Genomic DNA, 17,642 nt, shown 5'->3' with positions numbered 1-17,642 from the left:
GCGCCGCGCCTGCAGGCGATCACGCAAAGCAAGCCCGACACCCGCATCTTCGTGCGTGGCGACCGCGCAATCAATTACGGCCGCGTCATGGAGGTGATGGGGATACTCAACGAAGCGGGATTCAAGCACGTCTCGCTTGTTGCCGAACAGCCGCCAGCACCCGGCGCCAAGAAGGGAGTCCAGTGAAACAATGCTGCGGCGCGGGAGCATCTATTCGGCGATGCTGCATCTCGCGATCATCCTGCTCGCGTATTTTGGCCTGCCACACTTTTTTCAGAAACCCATCGATGTCGAAGAGCCGATTCCCGTCGACGTCGTGACGATCGCCGACAAGACGAGCCCGCCGAAGGCCGAAGTAAAGCCTGAGCCGCCGCAGCCGCCGAAAGAGGCAAAGCCGCTGCCGCCAGCGCCTCCTCTACCCGAACCGCCCAAGCAAGAAATCGCGACCCCCGTACCGCCCGTGCCGCCGGAGCCGCAACCCGAGCCGCCGAAGCCCGAGCCGCCTCAAGTTGCTCAAGTTCCGCCGACCCCTGTTCCCGAGCCGCAGCCCAAACCCAAGCCGGAGCCCGAAAAGAAGCCGGAGGCAGCCGCCCAGCCGATTACACCCGAACCGCCAAAGCCGAAACCCAAACCACCGCCGGATACGAGCGTTGAATCGATCCTGAAAAGTGTTGCGAAGATCAAGCCGACATCCCAACCGGATCCGACCGACAAGATGATAAAGGAACTTGCCCAGTCACAGCCGCACGTGACCGCATCGCTCGACAACAAGATGACGCTAAGCGAAATCGACGCTGTGAGGCGGCAGATCGAACGCTGCTGGAACGTGCCGGCGGGCGCCAAGGACGCCAAGGATCTTGTCGTCGAAATCCGCGTGACGCTCAACCAGGACGGCTCGGTGCGCGGAGAGCCCATGATCGTCGATCAGGCGCGCATGGGTTCGGACAGCTTCTTCCGAGCGGCGGCGGAAAGTGCGCGGCGCGCCATCCTGCTCTGTCAACCGTTTAAACTTCCACCGGAAAAATACTCTACTTGGCAGGACATGGACCTGCGTTTCAACCCCAGCGAAATCCTATAGTGGGGAGTTAATGACCGGACAAAACAGAATCGGCGAACGCCGATACTTCATTGTCGCGGCGCTTTTGGCCGTGACGGTTTTCACGTTCTTCGCAACCGCTCCCGCGTCAGCGGATTTGCGCATCGACATCACAAAGGGCCAGGTTCAGCCGATGCCGATCGCGATCACAAATTTTTACGGACAAGCACCCGACGACGCGCAAACGGGTCACGACCTCACCACCGTGATTTCGGCCGACCTGGAGCGTTCGGGTCTCTTCAAGCCGATTGACCCGAAAGCGTTCATCCAGACCCCAGAATCGCTCAGGGTTGCGCCCCGTTTCGGCGATTGGCGCGTGATCAATGCCCAAGCGCTCGTCAGCGGCGGAGTCGACAAGCAGGCTGACGGACGGCTGCGCGTCGAGTTCCGTCTTTGGGACGTCTATGCCGAACAGCAGATGGTCGGACAGGCCTATTTCACGGCACCGCAAAACTGGCGGCGCGTCGCGCACATCGTCGCAGACGCGATTTACAAGCGGTTGACGGGCGAGGAGGGATATTTCGACAGCCGCATCGTCTATGTCTCGGAGTCGGGGCCGCTGCAGCACCGCGTCAAGCGGCTCGCGATCATGGATCAGGATGGTGCTAATCATAAGTTCCTAACCGACGGCCGCGTCCTTGTTTTGACGCCTCGCTTCTCGCCGACAACGCAAGAAATCACATATCTCTCATATTCGCAAAACAAGCCGCGAGTCTTTCTCTACAACATCGACACCGGGCAGCAAGAAGTGGTGGGCGATTTTGCCGGCATGACGTTCGCACCCCGCTTTTCGCCCGATGGCAACATGCTTATCATGTCATTGGCGACCGAGGGGACTTCAAGCATCTATACTTTCGATCTTCGGACGCGTCGACAGACGCAGATCACAAGCTCGCCCTCGATCGACACCTCGCCCTCATTTTCACCAGACGGCAAGCAGATCGTCTTCAACTCGGATCGCGGCGGCAATCAACAGATTTATGTGATGAACGCCGACGGATCGAACATCCATCGCATCAGCTTCGGCGCTGGCCGCTACGGCACACCGGTCTGGTCGCCTCGTGGCGATCTCATCGCCTTCACGCATATTGCCGATGCCAAATTCTATATCGGCGTCATGTCGCCCGATGGCTCCGGCGAACGCCAGCTCAGCGAGGGATACTTGGTCGAGGGGCCGACATGGGCGCCAAATGGTCGAGTGCTAATGTACTTTCGTCAAACGCCTGTTCAAGCGAATGGCCAAGGTTTTACCAGTCGTCTTTACAGTATCGACCTGACGGGCTATAACGAACGCGAGGTTATTACACCTCTCGACGCTTCAGATCCGGCGTGGTCACCCTTGAATCCCTAGTGTCACAGTCCTATAGTCCGCGCGGTTCCGAGGTTCGAGGGGCCACACCCGACGATTTGGAATTCGATGCGCTTTGGAGCAAGTGAAGTTCGCGTCGAAACGGCGTCGATCCTAAAACCCAGCCAGCCGCAAGAGGGGGCTTAAAAAATGCGCTTGAACACGATTCTGACCATCTCAGCCGCTATGTTCATGCTCACGGCACTCACCGCGTGCCCAGAGGAACCTGCGAAGACGAATACCGGCACCGGTAGCGGCACATCGACCGCACCGAGTACGGGCGTGCAAGTTACGCCGGGCAGTCAGCAGGATCTCGTCGCCAACTACGGCGATCGCATCTTCTTCGAGTTCGACAAGGCGGACCTTCGCCCCGATGCGCGCGCTCAGGTCGGCAAGTGGGCTGAATTCCTGAAGAAGTATCCGCAGGACACGGTCACGATCCAGGGCCATGCCGACGAGCGTGGGACGCGCGAATACAATCTTGCGCTTGGCGAGCGTCGTGCGGCTTCGGCGAAAAAATACCTGAGTTCGCTCGGTATCGATTCGAAGCGTATTGCGACGATCAGCTACGGGAAAGAGAATCCGGATCCCGTCGGTTCGAATGAGGCCGCGTGGGCCCAGAACCGTCGCGATATAATGGTCGTCAACTAACGTCAAATTCGAAAGCGGACTCCTGAGCTTCAGGCGCCTGCCAATCTCGCGGCGATGGCCGTTGGAGGTGGGCAGGCGCCATAATTTTGCCTACAATGCCGCGCAGCTTCACAGAGTCGGCGCGCGGCCGCGCCGCGGGCTCGGCATTCACTCAAGAGTTCGATCATGCCGCGTAAGCTAAGCTTCGCCTCGCGTTTCTCAGTTGCCTTACCAGTCGTGGCAGTCGTGGGCCTCGTCGTGCCGTGGTCGAGCTTCATGGCACCCTCGCCCGCAGCTGCCCAGCAACTCGATCTCCAGGCGCTGCAGCAGCGTGTGCAACGGCTCGAGAGCGATTTGTCGATTCTCCAGCGTCAGGTCTATACGGGTGGTGGCGGCGGGTCGCCGTCTTCGGCCCCGGCGCCGCGCCCTGCTGCTCCAGCCGGGGGCGGCGCCATCGAGCCGACGGTTGCGGCCAGTTTCGAGGTGCGCATTTCCCAACTCGAGGATGAAATGCAATCCTTGACCGGCCGCATTGAGGAGATTGGCCACAATACGGATATGCTCAAGAGCGAGCTTGATCGTCTTCAGAAGGACATCGATTTTCGTCTAACGGCCCTCGAAAAAGGCGGAACGCCAGTCGGCGGGGCAGGCGGAGCATCGGCGAATGCCAATTCGCAAACGGAACCTGGGGCGGGGGCGCAAGAGGAAACGCCGCCGAAAGGTACGGGCAAAATGTCCCTCGGGCCAGGGCAGGTGCTTCCTGTCGGCACCTCCCAGCAACAATACGACTATGCGCGCGCACTCCTGATCCAGCAGGATTATCCGGGTGCCGAGAAGGCCTTCAGTGCATTCGTCAACGCCCATCCCGACGACAAGCTCGCTGGCCCTGCGCAGTACTGGCTCGGCGAGACATTTTATGTGCGTGGAAACTACGACCAGTCCGCCAAGGCCTTTGCAGAAGGTTATCAGCGCTATCCCAAGAGCGACAAAGCGCCGGACACGTTGTTGAAGCTCGGCATGTCGCTTGCGCAGCTCAAGCGGACCAAAGACGCTTGCGTCCTCTATAAGGAACTCGAAACCAAATACCCATCGGCACCGGCAAGCGTAAAACAGGCAGCCCAACGCGAGCGGCAAAAAAGCGGCTGCGCGTAACATGCCGAGGCATGTGACGCCTGCGGCGGCGATCGGGCCTGCGGAGTTTGATCGGCTCATGCGCAGAGTCGGTCCGTTCGAAAGGCAGCCCCAGCTCGCCGTTGCGGTTTCCGGTGGGGCCGATAGCCTCGCCCTGGCATTGCTCGCCGATCAGTGGGCGCGGCGGCGTGGTGGATCGATAACGGCCCTCACCGTCAATCACGGCTTGAGGAGCGGAGCGGCACGGGAAGCGCACACGGTCAAGACCGCGCTCGCACGCCGAAAAATTGCTCATCGTACACTCCGTTGGTACGGCGAAAAGCCACGGACGAACATTCAGGCTGCGGCGCGCGCGATGCGCTATCGACTGCTTGAGGATTGGTGCCAAAAGCGGGGCGTCCTTCATCTCCTTTTGGCCCACCATCGGGCCGATCAAGCCGAGACATTGCTGCTTCGGCTCGGCCGTGGCAGCGGTGTTGATGGACTAGCGGCCATGTCCGGGATCGCCGAGATCCAATACGTGCGTCTACTCCGCCCGCTATTGCCGATGGCGCCTGAGCGCCTTCGCGCGACCCTTCTCGCATTCGACCAATCCTGGATCGAGGACCCGTCTAATGAGGATCCGCGTCATGCGCGGGTGCGTCTTCGAACACTCATGCCAGATTTGGCGCGGGAGGGTCTCGATTCGGTGCGGCTTTCTGCCACGGCGGACCGACTTCGCCGGACGCGGGCCGCGCTCGACGGTTGGGTCGATTGTGTACTTGCCGAGGCAACGGTCCTCGACTGGTTCGGCTTTGCACTACTCGAGCGCAGCGCTTATTTGCATGCGCCGCCCGACGTAGCACTGCGCGCCATGAGCCGCATTTTGCGTACGGTTAGCGGACAAGAATACGGACCACGGTTGGACCGGCTCGAGCGGCTTTATCGCGAAATTGCGGCTCGACCCGGGAGGGCGCGTACGCTTGGGGGGTGTCGAATTTTGCCATTTTCGCCAAGGACTTGCGACAAGATTCTGATCTGCCGGGAGCCGGCCGCTATGGAAGGCGAAATAACCGTACACCCCGGCGGCGGCGCGTACATCTGGGATGGGCGCTTCGTCTTCCGTCCGGCGCGGCAATTACCCATAACGTCTGTGCCTCTTAGATTAGGCGCCCTGGGCGAGGGCGGCTGGGCGGACGTCATCGGTCAGGCGCCGCAACTTCGGAATATGGCCGTGCCGGCGGCAGTCCGGCCAAGCCTTCCAGCGCTTCGCGACCTTGAAGGCGTCCTCGCCGTTCCCCACTTGAGTTATGGACGGAGCGGCATCGAAGCTGGTACCGTTTATGTTCGCCACTTGGCCTTCCAACCACTGCGGCCGCTCGCGCCAGGGCCGGTATCGGTTGCTTAAGGGGCGGTGCGCACTATTTCAATTATATTGGGCCTTTACGCGGAGCGCGCGCGGATGGGCTCTCTGGGCGGCGGCCTACCCGCGGTCGACGTGTTGGGTCGGACTGAGATAGCGCTTATGACCTGTAAAGCCGACGTCCGGGTAACATCGGGAAGGCAATCGAGTTGAACAATTTCGGCAAGAATATCTTTCTCTGGGTCGTCATCGGGCTTCTTCTCGTGGCGCTCTTCAACCTGTTCCAGGGCTCCTCCAACCGGACGGTGCAGACCCAGATGGCCTATTCGGACTTCCTCGCCCACGTCAATCAGAACGAGGTGCGGCGAGTCACGATCCAGGGCCACAATATTATGGGCGAGCTTACCGACGGGCATAGCTTCTCGACATATGCGCCGCCCGACCCGGGGCTTGTGGGCCGGCTGAACGACCATAACGTGCACTTCAGCGCCGCCCCCGAGGACGATAACGTTCCTTCGCTTTTGGGCATACTCTTCAACTGGTTCCCCTTCTTGGTGCTGATCGGCGTATGGGTCTTCTTCATGCGCCAAATGCAGTCGGGTGGGGGCCGCGCCATGGGTTTCGGCAAGTCCAGGGCACGCCTTCTGACGGAGAAGACCGGCCGCGTCACGTTCGACGACGTCGCAGGTATCGACGAGGCAAAACAAGAACTCGAGGAGATCGTCGAGTTCCTTAAGGACCCGCAGAAATTCCAGCGTCTCGGCGGCAAAATACCAAAGGGGTGCTTGCTTGTCGGTCCGCCCGGTACGGGCAAAACGTTACTCGCTCGCGCGATCGCGGGCGAGGCAAACGTGCCATTCTTCACCATATCGGGTTCCGATTTCGTGGAAATGTTCGTCGGCGTCGGAGCAAGCCGCGTGCGCGACATGTTCGAGCAGGCGAAGAAGCACGCGCCTTGCATCATTTTCATCGACGAGATCGACGCGGTCGGTCGTCACCGCGGAGCCGGCCTCGGCGGTGGCAATGACGAACGTGAGCAAACGCTCAACCAGCTTCTCGTTGAGATGGATGGATTCGAGACGAACGAAGGTGTCATCCTGATCGCGGCGACCAACCGTCCCGACGTGCTCGACCCAGCGCTTTTGCGCCCCGGCCGCTTCGATCGACAGGTCGTGGTGCCGAATCCGGACATCCTCGGCCGGGAGAAAATCCTCAAGGTGCATCTGCGCAAGGTGCCGACGGCGCCCGACGTCGACGCCAAGGTCATTGCCCGAGGTACGCCGGGCTTCTCGGGCGCGGATCTTGCGAATCTCGTGAACGAGGCCGCACTCCTCGCCGCGCGCAAGGGCAAGCGCCTTGTCACCATGAGCGAGCTCGAGGGTGCGAAGGACAAAGTCCTCATGGGCACCGAGCGACGGTCGATGGTGATGTCCGACAAGGAGAAGGAGACGACCGCATACCACGAGGCAGGACACGCGCTCGTCAGCCTTCACACGCCTTGCAACGATCCCGTCCACAAGGTCACGATCATTCCGCGCGGACGCGCGCTCGGCTTGACCATGTCGCTGCCGGAGCGCGACCGCTATGGATACGCGCGCAAGGAGCTCGAGGCGCGGATCGCCATGATGTTCGGTGGCCGTGTCGCCGAGGAACTCATCTACGGGGTTGAAAATGTCACCACCGGTGCTGGCGACGATATACGCCGGGCGACGGAGCTGGCGCGGCGAATGGTGACTGAATTCGGCTTCAGCGACAAATTGGGACCGCTCCGTTATTCGGAGAATGAACAGGAAGTTTTCCTCGGGCATTCGGTCACGCAGCGCAAGAACGTTTCCGAGGCGACCGCCAAGATCATCGACGAGGAGATCAGGCGCATCGTCGAGGAGGGTGAAGCGTTGGCGCGCAAAATCTTGAATGAGCATGTCGAAGAGTTGCATCGTCTCGCCAAGGGACTGCTTGAGTATGAGACGCTATCGGGCGATGAAATTCAGTCGCTCCTGCGCGGCGATGCTATTGTCCGCAACGATAAAGAGGCGCAGCCGGAGCCCGCTAAGCCGCGGTCGTCCGTGCCGACCAGCAATCCGACGAGCCAGCGAGAGCCGAAGGGCGGCGGCGGGCTGGAACCGGAACCGCAGCCGGGCGCTTGACCGCGTGACCGAAGTCTTCCGCGGCGAAGGGATTGTGCAAAGCCCCGGCCTCGACCGGGGCTTTGTCATGTCGGGGTCACCCGCCAAACGCATTTATTTGCGTCCCACTGGATTTCTGGCGGGCGAGGCCGCCCGTGCCGCTAGTGCGGTCGGTTCGGCTGCGACACTTGCCGGCGGACCGCTTGCCTTCACGCACGTCGAAGTGCTCGCTCGCAATGAGGGACACATTGCAGTTGCGACCGCTCCGCTTCGCGATGTCCAAGGCTGGGCAAGCACTTCGGGCGGCGAGGTCGAGCGCCACGTCACCGGCCTTCTTTCGCGTATCTCGATGCCGCGTCCCTCGTTCGCCGGGCTTACTCTGGATCGCACGCGCCTTTTGGGCATTCTCAACGCGACACCGGACAGCTTCTCCGACGGCGGAATGCATCTCGTGCCCGAAACCGCCATCGCCCATGGCTGGGCGCTCATCTCGGCTGGTGCAGACATTGTCGACGTCGGCGGTGAGTCGACCCGACCGGGTGCGGTTCGGGTGCCGGTAGAGGAGGAGCTGCGTCGTGTGCGCCCGGTTTTTGCAGGCCTCGCCAAATCCAATACAACCCTGTCGATCGACACACGAAACAGTGCCGTGATGGCGGCGGCCATCGATGCAGGTGCATCGATCATCAACGACGTCACGGCCCTTGCCGGCGATTCCCGCAGTCTGAGGCTCGCCGTCGAACGCCAGGCCTGTGTCATTCTCATGCACATGCAAGGCGACCCGACGATGATGAACGTGGCGCCTAGCTACCGATATGCCCCACTTGACGTTTACGATTTTCTCGAGGACCGCATTGAAGCATGCATCGCAGCAGGGCTCCCGCGAGCGAAAATCGCCGTGGACCCGGGTATCGGCTTCGGCAAAACGACCGAGCACAACGTGGCGATTCTCGAGCGTATTTCGCTCCTTCATGGCCTTGGATGCGGTGTCTTGCTTGGCGCCTCGCGCAAACTCGTCCTCGGTGCGGCGCGATACACGGCCGGGCCCATGCAACGTCTGGGTGGCTCCCTCGGCGTTGCCTTGGCCGCCGTAGAGCAAGGTGTGCAGCTCCTGCGCGTCCACGACGTCGTGGAGACACGGCAGGCGGTCGACGTATGGCACGCTCTGCGAGATGGCCTTTGATGGCATGTCAATAGGTGTGCCATACGAAGGTGCGGCCTTTGGGCTGGACCGCCGGAGTTTGCATCATGGTAGAATGCGGCTCTTTAGCGGGGATCGGTCGAGTTGCAGGAGGGACCAAGATTGACGCGAAAGCTGTTCGGCACCGATGGCATTCGCGGCACCGCGAATTCGGAGCCGATGACGGCGCAGACGGCACTCAATGTCGCCATGGCCGCTGGCTACAAGTTCACGCGAGGCAGCCACCGGCACCTCGTCGTTATCGGCAAGGACACCCGTCTTTCGGGCTACATGCTCGAGCCGGCACTCACGGCCGGCTTCATTTCCGTGGGTATGGACGTGGTTCTGCTCGGCCCGCTTCCAACGCCAGCGGTCGCGATGCTGACGCGCTCGCTGCGGGCCGATCTCGGAGTCGTGATTTCGGCTTCGCACAATCCTTACCAAGACAACGGAATCAAGCTATTCGGGCCGGACGGCTATAAGCTCTCGGACGATGTCGAACGTGAAATCGAGGGGCACGTCGCGCAGAAGGGCGCAAATATGCCTTTGCCCCCGCCCGAACGACTTGGCCGCGCCAAGCGTCTCGATGATGCGCTCGGCCGTTATATCGAATTCGTGAAGGGCACCTTTTCGCGTCGGCTGCGCCTGGACGGCCTGAAGATCGTGGTCGATTGCGCGAATGGGGCGGCCTATCGCGCGGCGCCGACGGTGCTGTGGGAGCTTGGCGCCGAAGTTGTGCCGTTGGGCGTCGAGCCGGACGGCTTCAACATCAACAAGGGCTTCGGCGCAACCGATACGGTGGCGTTGCAGAAGGCGGTCGTATCTGAGCGCGCCAATCTCGGCATTGCGGTCGACGGCGATGCCGACCGCGTCGTCATGGTCGACGAAAAGGGCGAACCGCTCGACGGGGACCAGCTTATGGCGCTCGTCGCTCGCACATGGCGCGCGAGCGGGCGCCTCAAGGGCGGGGGAGTGGTTGCGACCGTCATGTCGAACCTCGGGCTTGAACGTTATCTCGCTTCACTCGGATTGGCGCTCGTGCGCACGCAAGTGGGCGACCGGTACGTCGTCGAAGCCATGCGGGAGGGCGGATACAATGTCGGCGGCGAGCAATCGGGCCATATAATCCTGGCCGACTACGCCACGACCGGTGACGGCCTGATCGCAGCACTTCAAGTGCTTGCGGCACTTATCGAAAGCGGGCGGCCCGCGAGCGAAACCGTTCGCCTCTTCGAACCCCTGCCCCAACTTCTCAAGAATGTGCGTTTCACTCATGCCTCACCCCTCGAACAGGCGCCCGTCAAGAAGGCGATCCAGGAGGCTAAAGCGATGCTCGACGGAAATGGCCGCCTCGTGATCCGCAAATCGGGCACGGAGCCACTCATTCGTGTCATGGCCGAGGGTGAGGACAACGAACTTGTCGGCCGCGCCGTGGACGAGGTCGTGCGCGCGATCGAAAAGACCGCCGATTGACGGTTCTCGGGGGTCCCGTGCAGGGCAGGGTATTGATCGTCGCCGGATCGGATTCAGGTGGGGGTGCCGGAGTCCAAGCCGACATCAAGACCGTGACCGCGCTTGGTGGTTTTGCCGCGAGCGCCGTCACGGCGTTGACGGCGCAAGACACCTTCGGCGTCCACGAGGTGCTGCCCGTCGAGCCAACTTTTGTCGCCCGACAAATCGAATTGGTGCTGGCCGACATCGGTGCGGACGCGATCAAGACCGGGATGCTCTGCGATGCCGGTGTGATCGACGCGGTTGCCGACGTGCTCGGTCGCATGGCGCGCGATGTACCGCTCGTGCTCGATCCGGTCATGGTGGCGAAGGGCGGGCGCCAGTTGCTCGACCGGAACGCCGTAGCCTCACTCAAACGCCGGCTCATTCTCCGTGCGCGCGTGATCACGCCAAATCTTCCCGAGGCGGAGGTGTTGGCGGATTGCGCGATCGAGACCCGCGAAGCGTTGATCGATACGGCCCAGGGCCTGCTCGCGCTCGGCTGCAAAGCAGTATTTCTCAAAGGCGGGCATTTCCCCGGCCGAACCGTCGCCGACGTTCTTGCAAGTGCGGATGGGGTCGAGGTTTTCGAGTATCCGAGAATAGAGACGAACAACACGCACGGGACCGGCTGCACCCTCGCGTCTGCGATCGCGACGGGGCTGGCGCAGGGTTTGTCACTTCGCGACTCGGTCGCCAGAGCGCGCGCCTATGTGCAGGAGGCGATCCGGACAGCACCTGCGATTGGGCACGGCCACGGTCCTCTCAATCATGGCCATACGGTACGACCGTTCGGGATCCCGAAATAAAGCCACCGCACGATGTTCAGCCTCTCACGAATGCGCCGTAGATCACCCAGACACCAAGCGCGGCGAAGACGGCCGCTGCGGCTCCCCGTATCAGTCTGAGCGGGAGTCGTTCGGCCACGATGTGACCGAGCAGCACCGCGGGCAGATTGGCGAACACCATGCCCAACGCGGTGCCGAGAACGACGGGAAGAAACGACCCAAACTGGGCTGCGAGCGCAACCGTCGCAATCTGTGTGCGATCGCCCATTTCGGCAAAGAACATAGAAAGGGCAGTCGAGGCCAACACGCCATATCTCGCACCCCGAGGGGCTTCCTCCCGTTCGCTTCGCTCGGGAAGGAGCGCCCAGGCTGCGACTCCGAGGAATGATATACCGATCAGCCAGTCGATTCGCTCGGCGGTTAGGAAGGCACCGATCCATGTGCCCGCGAAGGCGGCAATTCCGTGGTTGAGAAGTGCTGCGACGGCAATGCCGAGAAGAATCGGGACCGGGCGTTTGAAGCGCGCTGCCAGCAGAAGCGCAAGAATCTGCGTCTTGTCACCGATCTCCGCCAGCGCCACGACGCCGGCCGAGACAAGAAATGCATTCATCGAGAGACCTCGGAGCGAAGTTATTTCCCCCATGACCGCACCGGCGCGCATCCTATTCCGATGCAGGGAAAGTTCGTAGCAGACAAATTCCGTCGGGCCGGAACGGTCTACGCCCTGTGTGACCGTTGGCAACGCGGATGACGACCTGACAAAGCGGCAGGGCAATTAGGAGTCGGATCTGGACAATATGCGGTAGCGGACAATATTGGCGCTTAGACGACTGAAAGGCGGGGCTCTGACGGGGAGGCCAGCAGCTCCGCCAAGCGGGCGAGACCGCTTTCGAAACGAGCATCGCTCTCGACCGCACTTAGGCCCACGCGCACGGCATGGGGTGCAGCGGCCCGATCCGCCACGAAAACGTCAGGGGGGGTAATACGCACGCCACGATTTTCCGCCGCCGCGCAGAAATCCGCCCAACGCCAAGGCTCCGGCAGATGGAGCCAGAGATGGAAACTGGAGGGGTGGGTTTCGACGTCATAGCCGCTCAGGATCTCCATGGCGCGGACCTGCCGCCGCCGGACATTTTGTCGGCACGCTTCAGCCAGCCGATGAGCCGTGCCGTCCCGGATCCAACGGGTCACGATCTCGGCAACGAGCGGGGGCGCCATCCATACGCTATTGCGAATTGCGGCGGCAATGCGGGCGGAATGTTCCGCAGGTGCGGCGATAAAGCCGAGACGAAGCCCAGCGGCCATGCTTTTCGACACGCTGGTCACATAAAACGTGCGCTCCGGCGCGAAATTGGCGATCGGACCGGGATGGTCTTCCAAAAGAAAGCCATAAATATCGTCCTCGACAATCAGCAAATCGTGCCGGCGGGCGATCTCGGCGACGGCGCGTCTGCGCGTGGCGGGAAGCGTTGCCGTCGTCGGATTGTGAAGCGTCGGCATGGTGAAGAGGGCCCGCGGCTTGCCCTCGCGACAGGCTGCCTCGAGCGAATCCACGATAAGCCCGTCGCGGTCGATCGCTATGCTCTGCAACCTGAGACCAAGTCGTGATGCGAGTGCTTTCAATCCCGGGAACGTGAGGGCTTCGACGAGCAACGTATCGCCCGGCTGCGTCATGGCCAAAAGTGTTGCGTGAAAGGCATGCTGGGTCCCGCAGGTGATCGCGATTCGCTCGGCATCGGCTTCGATTCCGGTTTGCGCTAGCCAGTCAGCCGCGGCTTCACGATGGGTGGGGAGCCCCCGTTCGTCGCGATAGACGAGGAGCCTTTCAAGGTCGTTTTGTCGGGATAAATGCGCGAGCGTGGCCGCGAGTGCCGATGCAGCGGCTGCGGTCGCTGGCTGATTGCGCGTCAGATCTATAGGGAGCGGGTTTGCGACATCGCCGACATGAGCGCCGTCGGCATTCTGACCGCGCACGAAAGTGCCGCGCCCGACTTCACCGACGATGAGTCCGCGCCGCTCGGCTTCGAGATAGGCGCGCGATACCGTGCCGACCGTGACGCCGAGACGGTAGGCAAGCTCGCGATGCGTGGGCAGGCGGACGCCCGGCTGTAGGCGCCCGCGCGACAGATCCTCCTGCAGCGCTTCGGCAATGGCGAGATAGCGGGGACCCCTGTTGTTTTCGAGGTCCGGAAGCCATATTGTCATGGTGACAATACAAACATTGACACCGTAGTTCTGTCAAGTATTGTCGATCAATGAGTGCAATCTTTCTCGATTGATTCTTCGCTATAGGCGCGAAATGGTGACAATCCAACTGACAATCGCTCTCGACGGCAAGCCGTTCCAGTTCCCGAATGGATTGGGTCGGATACTCAATGGCCTGCGTGAATGGCACCGCCGCGGCCGGTCTCGCCGTGAGCTTTTCGAACTCGACGATCATTTGCTTCACGATATCGGCGTCACGCGCGGGAATGCCGTCGAGGAAGCGAGCAAACCATTTTGGCGGTTGTAGGGTGGGCTTGGCTCCGCAAATTTGTAGCCCGCTCGTGACGGTCGCCCTTGTGGCGGCTATTCTTAGCCTTTCAATCGCGAGGTCGTAGGCCGTCTCGAGAGCGCCGACCGTCGCGAGCATGCGACTTGCGCAAAGACGGTGGGGAAAGCTGTGACGCGCCGGGCGGCGAAGGAGATCGCGTGTTCACGTTGAACCAAATTGAGGATGCGGCGCGTCTCGTCCACAGCGTGATGGCGCCCACACCGCAGATCTCCTGGCCACTTCTCTGCGCGCGCGCGGGCGCGGAAGTTTGGGTCAAGCACGAAAACCATACGCCGATCGGGGCCTTCAAGGTGCGCGGCGGCATCGTTTACATGGATGACCTGCGGCGCACGCAGCCGGCAGTCAAAGGTGTTGTAACCGCCACCCGCGGCAATCACGGTCAAAGCGTGGGCTTCGCGGCCCGCCGGCTCGGCATGAAAGCCGTCGTTGTCGCACCACATGGCAACAGCGTCGAAAAGAACCGCGCCATGCGGGCTCTCGGCGCCGAGCTGGTCGAACATGGGCACGATTTCCAGGCCGCCTACGAATACGCGGTCGAGCTTGCCGAGGCGCGGAAGCTTCACATGTTGCGCTCCTACCATCCGATGCTCGTCCTCGGGGTTGGGACCTACAGCCTCGAGTTTCTCAAGGGCGTGCCGGACCTCGATACGGTTTATGTCCCGATCGGGCTTGGCTCCGGCATTTCGGGCATGATCGAGGCGCGCGATGCACTCGGCCTCAAGACGAAGGTCGTCGGCGTCGTCGCGGAGGGCGCTCAGGCCTACGCACTTTCCTTCGCCGCGGGGAAGCCGGTCTCGACCAACACAGCGGATACGATGGCGGACGGCGTTGCTTGCCGTGTCCCGGTGACCGATGCGGTCGTAGCGATCAACAAGGGTGCAGAGCGCGTCGTGGTCGTCAGCGATGAGGAAATCAAGGAAGCGATGCGGCACTATTTCACGGACACGCACAACGTGGCCGAAGGTGCGGGTGCAGCACCACTCGCAGCACTCCTGAAGGAGAAAGCCACAATGGCCGGCAAGCGCGTCGGCATCGTGCTCTCCGGTGGAAATATCGACCGCGAGCCCTATGCCTCGATCCTCGCGTCCGACGGCGGCTGAAAATAGGGAGGATAGACGTGACGGAAGAGTTGTTCCGGCAAGACCACTACCTCAAGCGCTGCGAGGCAACGGTGACGTGCGTCGATGAACGGGGGATCGGGCTCGACCGGACGGTGTTCTATGTCATGGGCGGCGGCCAGCCCGGTGATTCGGGGACGCTGACGTCGCCCGACGGGAGTGCTGTGCGCATCGCAGACACCCGCAAGGGCGAAGTGGCGGGCGAAATCCTCCACATCCCGGAGCCCGGTCAAGCAGGCTTGCGGGTGGGCGACAAAGTGGTGGCTGAAGTCGACTGGGATCGTCGGTACCGGCATATGCGCGTGCACACGGCACTTCATCTTTTGTGCGCCGTGATTCCAGCGGGCGTTACCGGCGGGCAAATCAGCGACGGCAAGGGCCGACTCGATTTCGACACACAAGACCCACTCGACAAGGATGCGATCGCGGAAAAACTCAACGCGCTGATAGCCGCCGATCATCCCGTCGGCGTGCGTTGGATCACCGACGCCGAATTGGAAGCCAAACCGGAGCTAGTCCGGACGATGTCGGTCAAACCGCCGAGCGGGCAGGGGCGGGTGCGCCTGCTCGATATTCAAGATGTGGATCTTCAGCCTTGCGGCGGCACCCACGTGGCGCGGACGGGCGAGATCGGACGCGTCGCCATAGGCAAGATCGAGAACAAGGGCAAGCATAACCGGCGCGTCAACATAGCCCTCTCCGAATAAAAATACCGCCGCGTCGTCTCCCACAATCAAAAGAAGAACCATGAACATCCGTCTTTATCAAATCGATGCCTTCACTTCCCGACCGTTCGCCGGAAACCCGGCTGGGGTATGTCCGCTTGAAAATTGGCTGGATGAATCGGTGCTACGATCGATCGCGATCGAGACCAATCAACCGGCCACGGCGTTTTTCGTGGGCAAGAATGGCGCTTTCGAAATTCGCTGGTTCACGCCCTCCGTCGAACTCGAACTGTGCGGTCACGGCACGATGGCGTCGAGCTATGTCCTCTTCAAAATCCTGGAACCGACTCGCACAAGTGCGCGGTTTATGTGTCGAAGTGGCCCACTCGACGTGTCCGTGAACGACAGTCGCCCAGTGCTCGATTTCCCAGCGCTCCCGCTCGTCAGGCAGCACGATCCGGAGATCGTTGCCGAAGCGCTCGGTGCTAAGCCGCTCGAATTGTGGGAGGCCGATCGCGCCATGGCGCTTTTCGAGTCCGAACGGCAAATCAAGGAACTCGCCCCCAACATAGCGCGCGTCGCAGCTCTGCCCTTTCATTCGGTCATCGTAACGGCACCGGGCGAGCGTGGTGGTGGTGCTGATTTCGTATCGCGCTTCTTCGCCCCCAAGATCGGCGTTCCGGAAGATCAGGTCACGGGGTCGTCCCATTGCGTCCTGGTACCCTATTGGGCGAAACGGCTCGCAAAGCGCAACCTCTTCGCGCGGCAACTCTCAAAACGAGGGGGCGAGCTGTGGCTCGAGGATCGCGGTGCGCGCGTTCACCTATCGGGCGATTGTGTCGTTATCTCGAACGGAATGCTGTCGATCTGAATGGCGCCGTTGCGCAGTGCGCGGGTCATGAAAGGCTGCTATATCGGGTCGTGGAGCGGTGCTCGCGTCGGCCTTGCGCGCGAAAATCAGGGAAGGAGACGCCATTGAGCAAATACAGGATCGCCGTCATCCCCGGCGACGGCATCGGTAATGAGGTGGTGCCGGAGGGTATCAAGGCCCTTGAGGTCGCTGGACGGCGCTTCGGTATCGATTTCGCCTGGACGCACTTCCCGTGGAGTTGCGAGCACTACAAGAAAACAGGCAGCATGATGCCCGCCGACGGGCTCGATCAGTTGCGCGATTTCGATGCAATTTTCTTGGGTGCCATTGGGTTTCCGGGGGTGCCGGACCATGTCTCGCTCTGGCAGCTTCTGATCCCGATCCGACGTGGCTTCAAGCAATATGTCAATCTCCGCCCCGTGCGCCTTCTCAAGGGTGTGCGGAGCCCGCTGCGCGATCGCGAAGTGGGTGAAATCGATTTCTACATCGTGCGCGAGAACAATGAGGGCGAGTATTCCGACATCGGCGGGCGGATGAACCCAGGAACTTCCGAGGAAATGGTTTTGCAGGAGACCGTTTTCACCCGCAAGGGGGTCGACCGGATCATGCGCTACGCCTTCGAGCTGGCGAAGACCCGCTCGAAAAAGCGCGTGACCTCCGCCACCAAATCGAACGGTATCAAGCATACGATGCCCTATTGGGACGAGCGATTTCGCGCGATCGCGGCGGAATATCCCGGCATCAAGTCGGAGCAGTTCCACATCGATATTCTGACCGCGCATTTCGTGCTGCACCCGGACTGGTTCGACGTGGTGGTCGGCTCGAATCTCTTCGGCGACATCCTGTCCGACCTCGGTCCAGCGGTCACGGGAACGATCGCGATAGCACCCGGCGGCAACATCAACCCGGAGCGCGAATATCCCTCCTGCTTCGAACCGGTGCACGGCTCGGCCCCCGACATCGCCGGCCGCGGCATCGCAAACCCGATCGGCCAAATCTGGTCGGGTGCGATGATGCTCGACCATTTGGGGGAGAAGGCGGCCGCGCGGGCCATCGAGACCGCAATCGAGAAAGTGCTCGGCCAGAGCGATGTGCGAACGCGCGACATGGGCGGGCAAGCCACCACGATTGAGATGGGCGGGGCGATTGCCGAGGCGATATGAAGCGTCTCCGTCGGCCATTGTATCTACAATTTCTAATTTAATTTCCTGCCTATTAATCTCCCTTTAGGACTTCCATCCCTGCGGACGGCCATGCTACATGGCGCGCGCTGAACGGTTGCGTCTGAACGCCGCAGCGCTCGTG

The 17,642-nt window shown here is 61.5% G+C and carries 17 protein-coding genes; 15 read left to right on the top strand and 2 right to left on the bottom strand.

From position 1 onward, the window contains the following. The 10 genes from VEJ16_13355 to thiD form a co-directional block, all read left to right on the top strand. Positions 1–186 (top strand): biopolymer transporter ExbD (locus tag VEJ16_13355; protein HYB10650.1); only part of this gene is annotated, 186 nt, incomplete at its 5' end. A gap of 4 nt (positions 187–190) precedes the next feature. Beyond that, complete coding sequence (locus tag VEJ16_13350; protein ID HYB10649.1) at positions 191–1,078, top strand: energy transducer TonB; 888 nt, start codon at positions 191–193, stop codon at positions 1,076–1,078. 10 nt (positions 1,079–1,088) lie between these two features. Next, on the top strand, positions 1,089–2,447 hold the full coding sequence (gene tolB, locus VEJ16_13345; GenBank protein ID HYB10648.1) for a Tol-Pal system beta propeller repeat protein TolB: 1,359 nt from the start codon (positions 1,089–1,091) through the stop codon (positions 2,445–2,447). A 147-nt stretch (positions 2,448–2,594) separates the two neighbouring features. Then, positions 2,595–3,095, top strand: coding sequence for a peptidoglycan-associated lipoprotein Pal (gene pal, locus VEJ16_13340; GenBank protein ID HYB10647.1), 501 nt, complete (start codon positions 2,595–2,597; stop codon positions 3,093–3,095). Between the two features lie 165 nt (positions 3,096–3,260). After that, positions 3,261–4,226: a tol-pal system protein YbgF gene (ybgF, locus tag VEJ16_13335; GenBank protein HYB10646.1), complete on the top strand. Its 966-nt coding sequence runs from the start codon at positions 3,261–3,263 to the stop codon at positions 4,224–4,226. A 58-nt stretch (positions 4,227–4,284) separates the two neighbouring features. Next, positions 4,285–5,592 (top strand): tRNA lysidine(34) synthetase TilS, encoded by a 1,308-nt coding sequence (gene tilS, locus VEJ16_13330; protein ID HYB10645.1) that lies wholly within the window; start codon positions 4,285–4,287, stop codon positions 5,590–5,592. 164 nt (positions 5,593–5,756) lie between these two features. Continuing rightward, positions 5,757–7,694 carry an ATP-dependent zinc metalloprotease FtsH gene (gene ftsH, locus VEJ16_13325; protein HYB10644.1) on the top strand — a complete coding sequence of 646 codons (1,938 nt, stop codon included), beginning with the start codon at positions 5,757–5,759 and terminating at the stop codon, positions 7,692–7,694. 4 nt (positions 7,695–7,698) lie between these two features. After that, complete coding sequence (folP, locus tag VEJ16_13320; GenBank protein HYB10643.1) at positions 7,699–8,853, top strand: dihydropteroate synthase; 1,155 nt, start codon at positions 7,699–7,701, stop codon at positions 8,851–8,853. Positions 8,854–8,973: 120 nt separating this feature from the next. Continuing rightward, complete coding sequence (gene glmM / locus VEJ16_13315) at positions 8,974–10,323, top strand: phosphoglucosamine mutase (protein HYB10642.1); 1,350 nt, start codon at positions 8,974–8,976, stop codon at positions 10,321–10,323. A 17-nt stretch (positions 10,324–10,340) separates the two neighbouring features. Continuing rightward, positions 10,341–11,150 carry a bifunctional hydroxymethylpyrimidine kinase/phosphomethylpyrimidine kinase gene (gene thiD / locus VEJ16_13310; GenBank protein ID HYB10641.1) on the top strand — a complete coding sequence of 270 codons (810 nt, stop codon included), beginning with the start codon at positions 10,341–10,343 and terminating at the stop codon, positions 11,148–11,150. A 16-nt stretch (positions 11,151–11,166) separates the two neighbouring features. On the opposite strand, the gene VEJ16_13305 is transcribed toward thiD, so the two are convergent. Both VEJ16_13305 and VEJ16_13300 read right to left on the bottom strand, forming a co-directional pair. After that, positions 11,167–11,739, bottom strand: coding sequence for a TMEM165/GDT1 family protein (locus VEJ16_13305; protein ID HYB10640.1), 573 nt, complete (start codon positions 11,737–11,739; stop codon positions 11,167–11,169). Positions 11,740–11,951: 212 nt separating this feature from the next. Further along, positions 11,952–13,334, bottom strand: coding sequence for a PLP-dependent aminotransferase family protein (locus tag VEJ16_13300; protein ID HYB10639.1), 1,383 nt, complete (start codon positions 13,332–13,334; stop codon positions 11,952–11,954). Positions 13,335–13,428: 94 nt separating this feature from the next. Here VEJ16_13300 and VEJ16_13295 point away from each other — a divergent pair, with 94 nt between their 5' ends. From VEJ16_13295 to VEJ16_13275, 5 genes are all read left to right on the top strand, one after another. After that, positions 13,429–13,641, top strand: coding sequence for a DUF1127 domain-containing protein (locus VEJ16_13295; protein HYB10638.1), 213 nt, complete (start codon positions 13,429–13,431; stop codon positions 13,639–13,641). A gap of 179 nt (positions 13,642–13,820) precedes the next feature. Next, positions 13,821–14,783: a threonine dehydratase gene (locus VEJ16_13290; GenBank protein ID HYB10637.1), complete on the top strand. Its 963-nt coding sequence runs from the start codon at positions 13,821–13,823 to the stop codon at positions 14,781–14,783. 17 nt (positions 14,784–14,800) lie between these two features. Next, positions 14,801–15,508 (top strand): alanyl-tRNA editing protein, encoded by a 708-nt coding sequence (locus tag VEJ16_13285; protein HYB10636.1) that lies wholly within the window; start codon positions 14,801–14,803, stop codon positions 15,506–15,508. 40 nt (positions 15,509–15,548) lie between these two features. Continuing rightward, the gene (locus tag VEJ16_13280) at positions 15,549–16,337 is read left to right on the top strand and encodes a PhzF family phenazine biosynthesis protein (protein ID HYB10635.1); all 789 of its coding nucleotides are present in this window, start codon (positions 15,549–15,551) and stop codon (positions 16,335–16,337) included. Between the two features lie 104 nt (positions 16,338–16,441). Beyond that, positions 16,442–17,500 carry a tartrate dehydrogenase gene (locus tag VEJ16_13275; protein ID HYB10634.1) on the top strand — a complete coding sequence of 353 codons (1,059 nt, stop codon included), beginning with the start codon at positions 16,442–16,444 and terminating at the stop codon, positions 17,498–17,500. Positions 17,501–17,642 lie beyond the last annotated feature (142 nt).

It is taken from the genome of Alphaproteobacteria bacterium, from assembly GCA_035625915.1.
Classification (GTDB): Bacteria; Pseudomonadota; Alphaproteobacteria; order JACZXZ01; family JACZXZ01; genus DATDHA01.
This window is presented reverse-complemented; position numbering and strand designations above follow the sequence as displayed.

Excerpts from the sequence above, each read along its gene's own strand:
- VEJ16_13350 (HYB10649.1), top strand. The coding sequence starts at position 191 with ATGCTGCGGCGCGGGAGCATCTATTCGGCGATGCTGCATCTCGCGATC.
- tolB (HYB10648.1), top strand. The coding sequence starts at position 1,089 with ATGACCGGACAAAACAGAATCGGCGAACGCCGATACTTCATTGTCGCG.
- pal (HYB10647.1), top strand. The coding sequence starts at position 2,595 with ATGCGCTTGAACACGATTCTGACCATCTCAGCCGCTATGTTCATGCTC.
- ybgF (HYB10646.1), top strand. The coding sequence starts at position 3,261 with ATGCCGCGTAAGCTAAGCTTCGCCTCGCGTTTCTCAGTTGCCTTACCA.
- tilS (HYB10645.1), top strand. The coding sequence starts at position 4,285 with ATGCGCAGAGTCGGTCCGTTCGAAAGGCAGCCCCAGCTCGCCGTTGCG.
- VEJ16_13305 (HYB10640.1), bottom strand. The coding sequence starts at position 11,739 with ATGAATGCATTTCTTGTCTCGGCCGGCGTCGTGGCGCTGGCGGAGATC.
- VEJ16_13300 (HYB10639.1), bottom strand. The coding sequence starts at position 13,334 with ATGACAATATGGCTTCCGGACCTCGAAAACAACAGGGGTCCCCGCTAT.
- VEJ16_13295 (HYB10638.1), top strand. The coding sequence starts at position 13,429 with ATGGTGACAATCCAACTGACAATCGCTCTCGACGGCAAGCCGTTCCAG.
- VEJ16_13280 (HYB10635.1), top strand. The coding sequence starts at position 15,549 with ATGAACATCCGTCTTTATCAAATCGATGCCTTCACTTCCCGACCGTTC.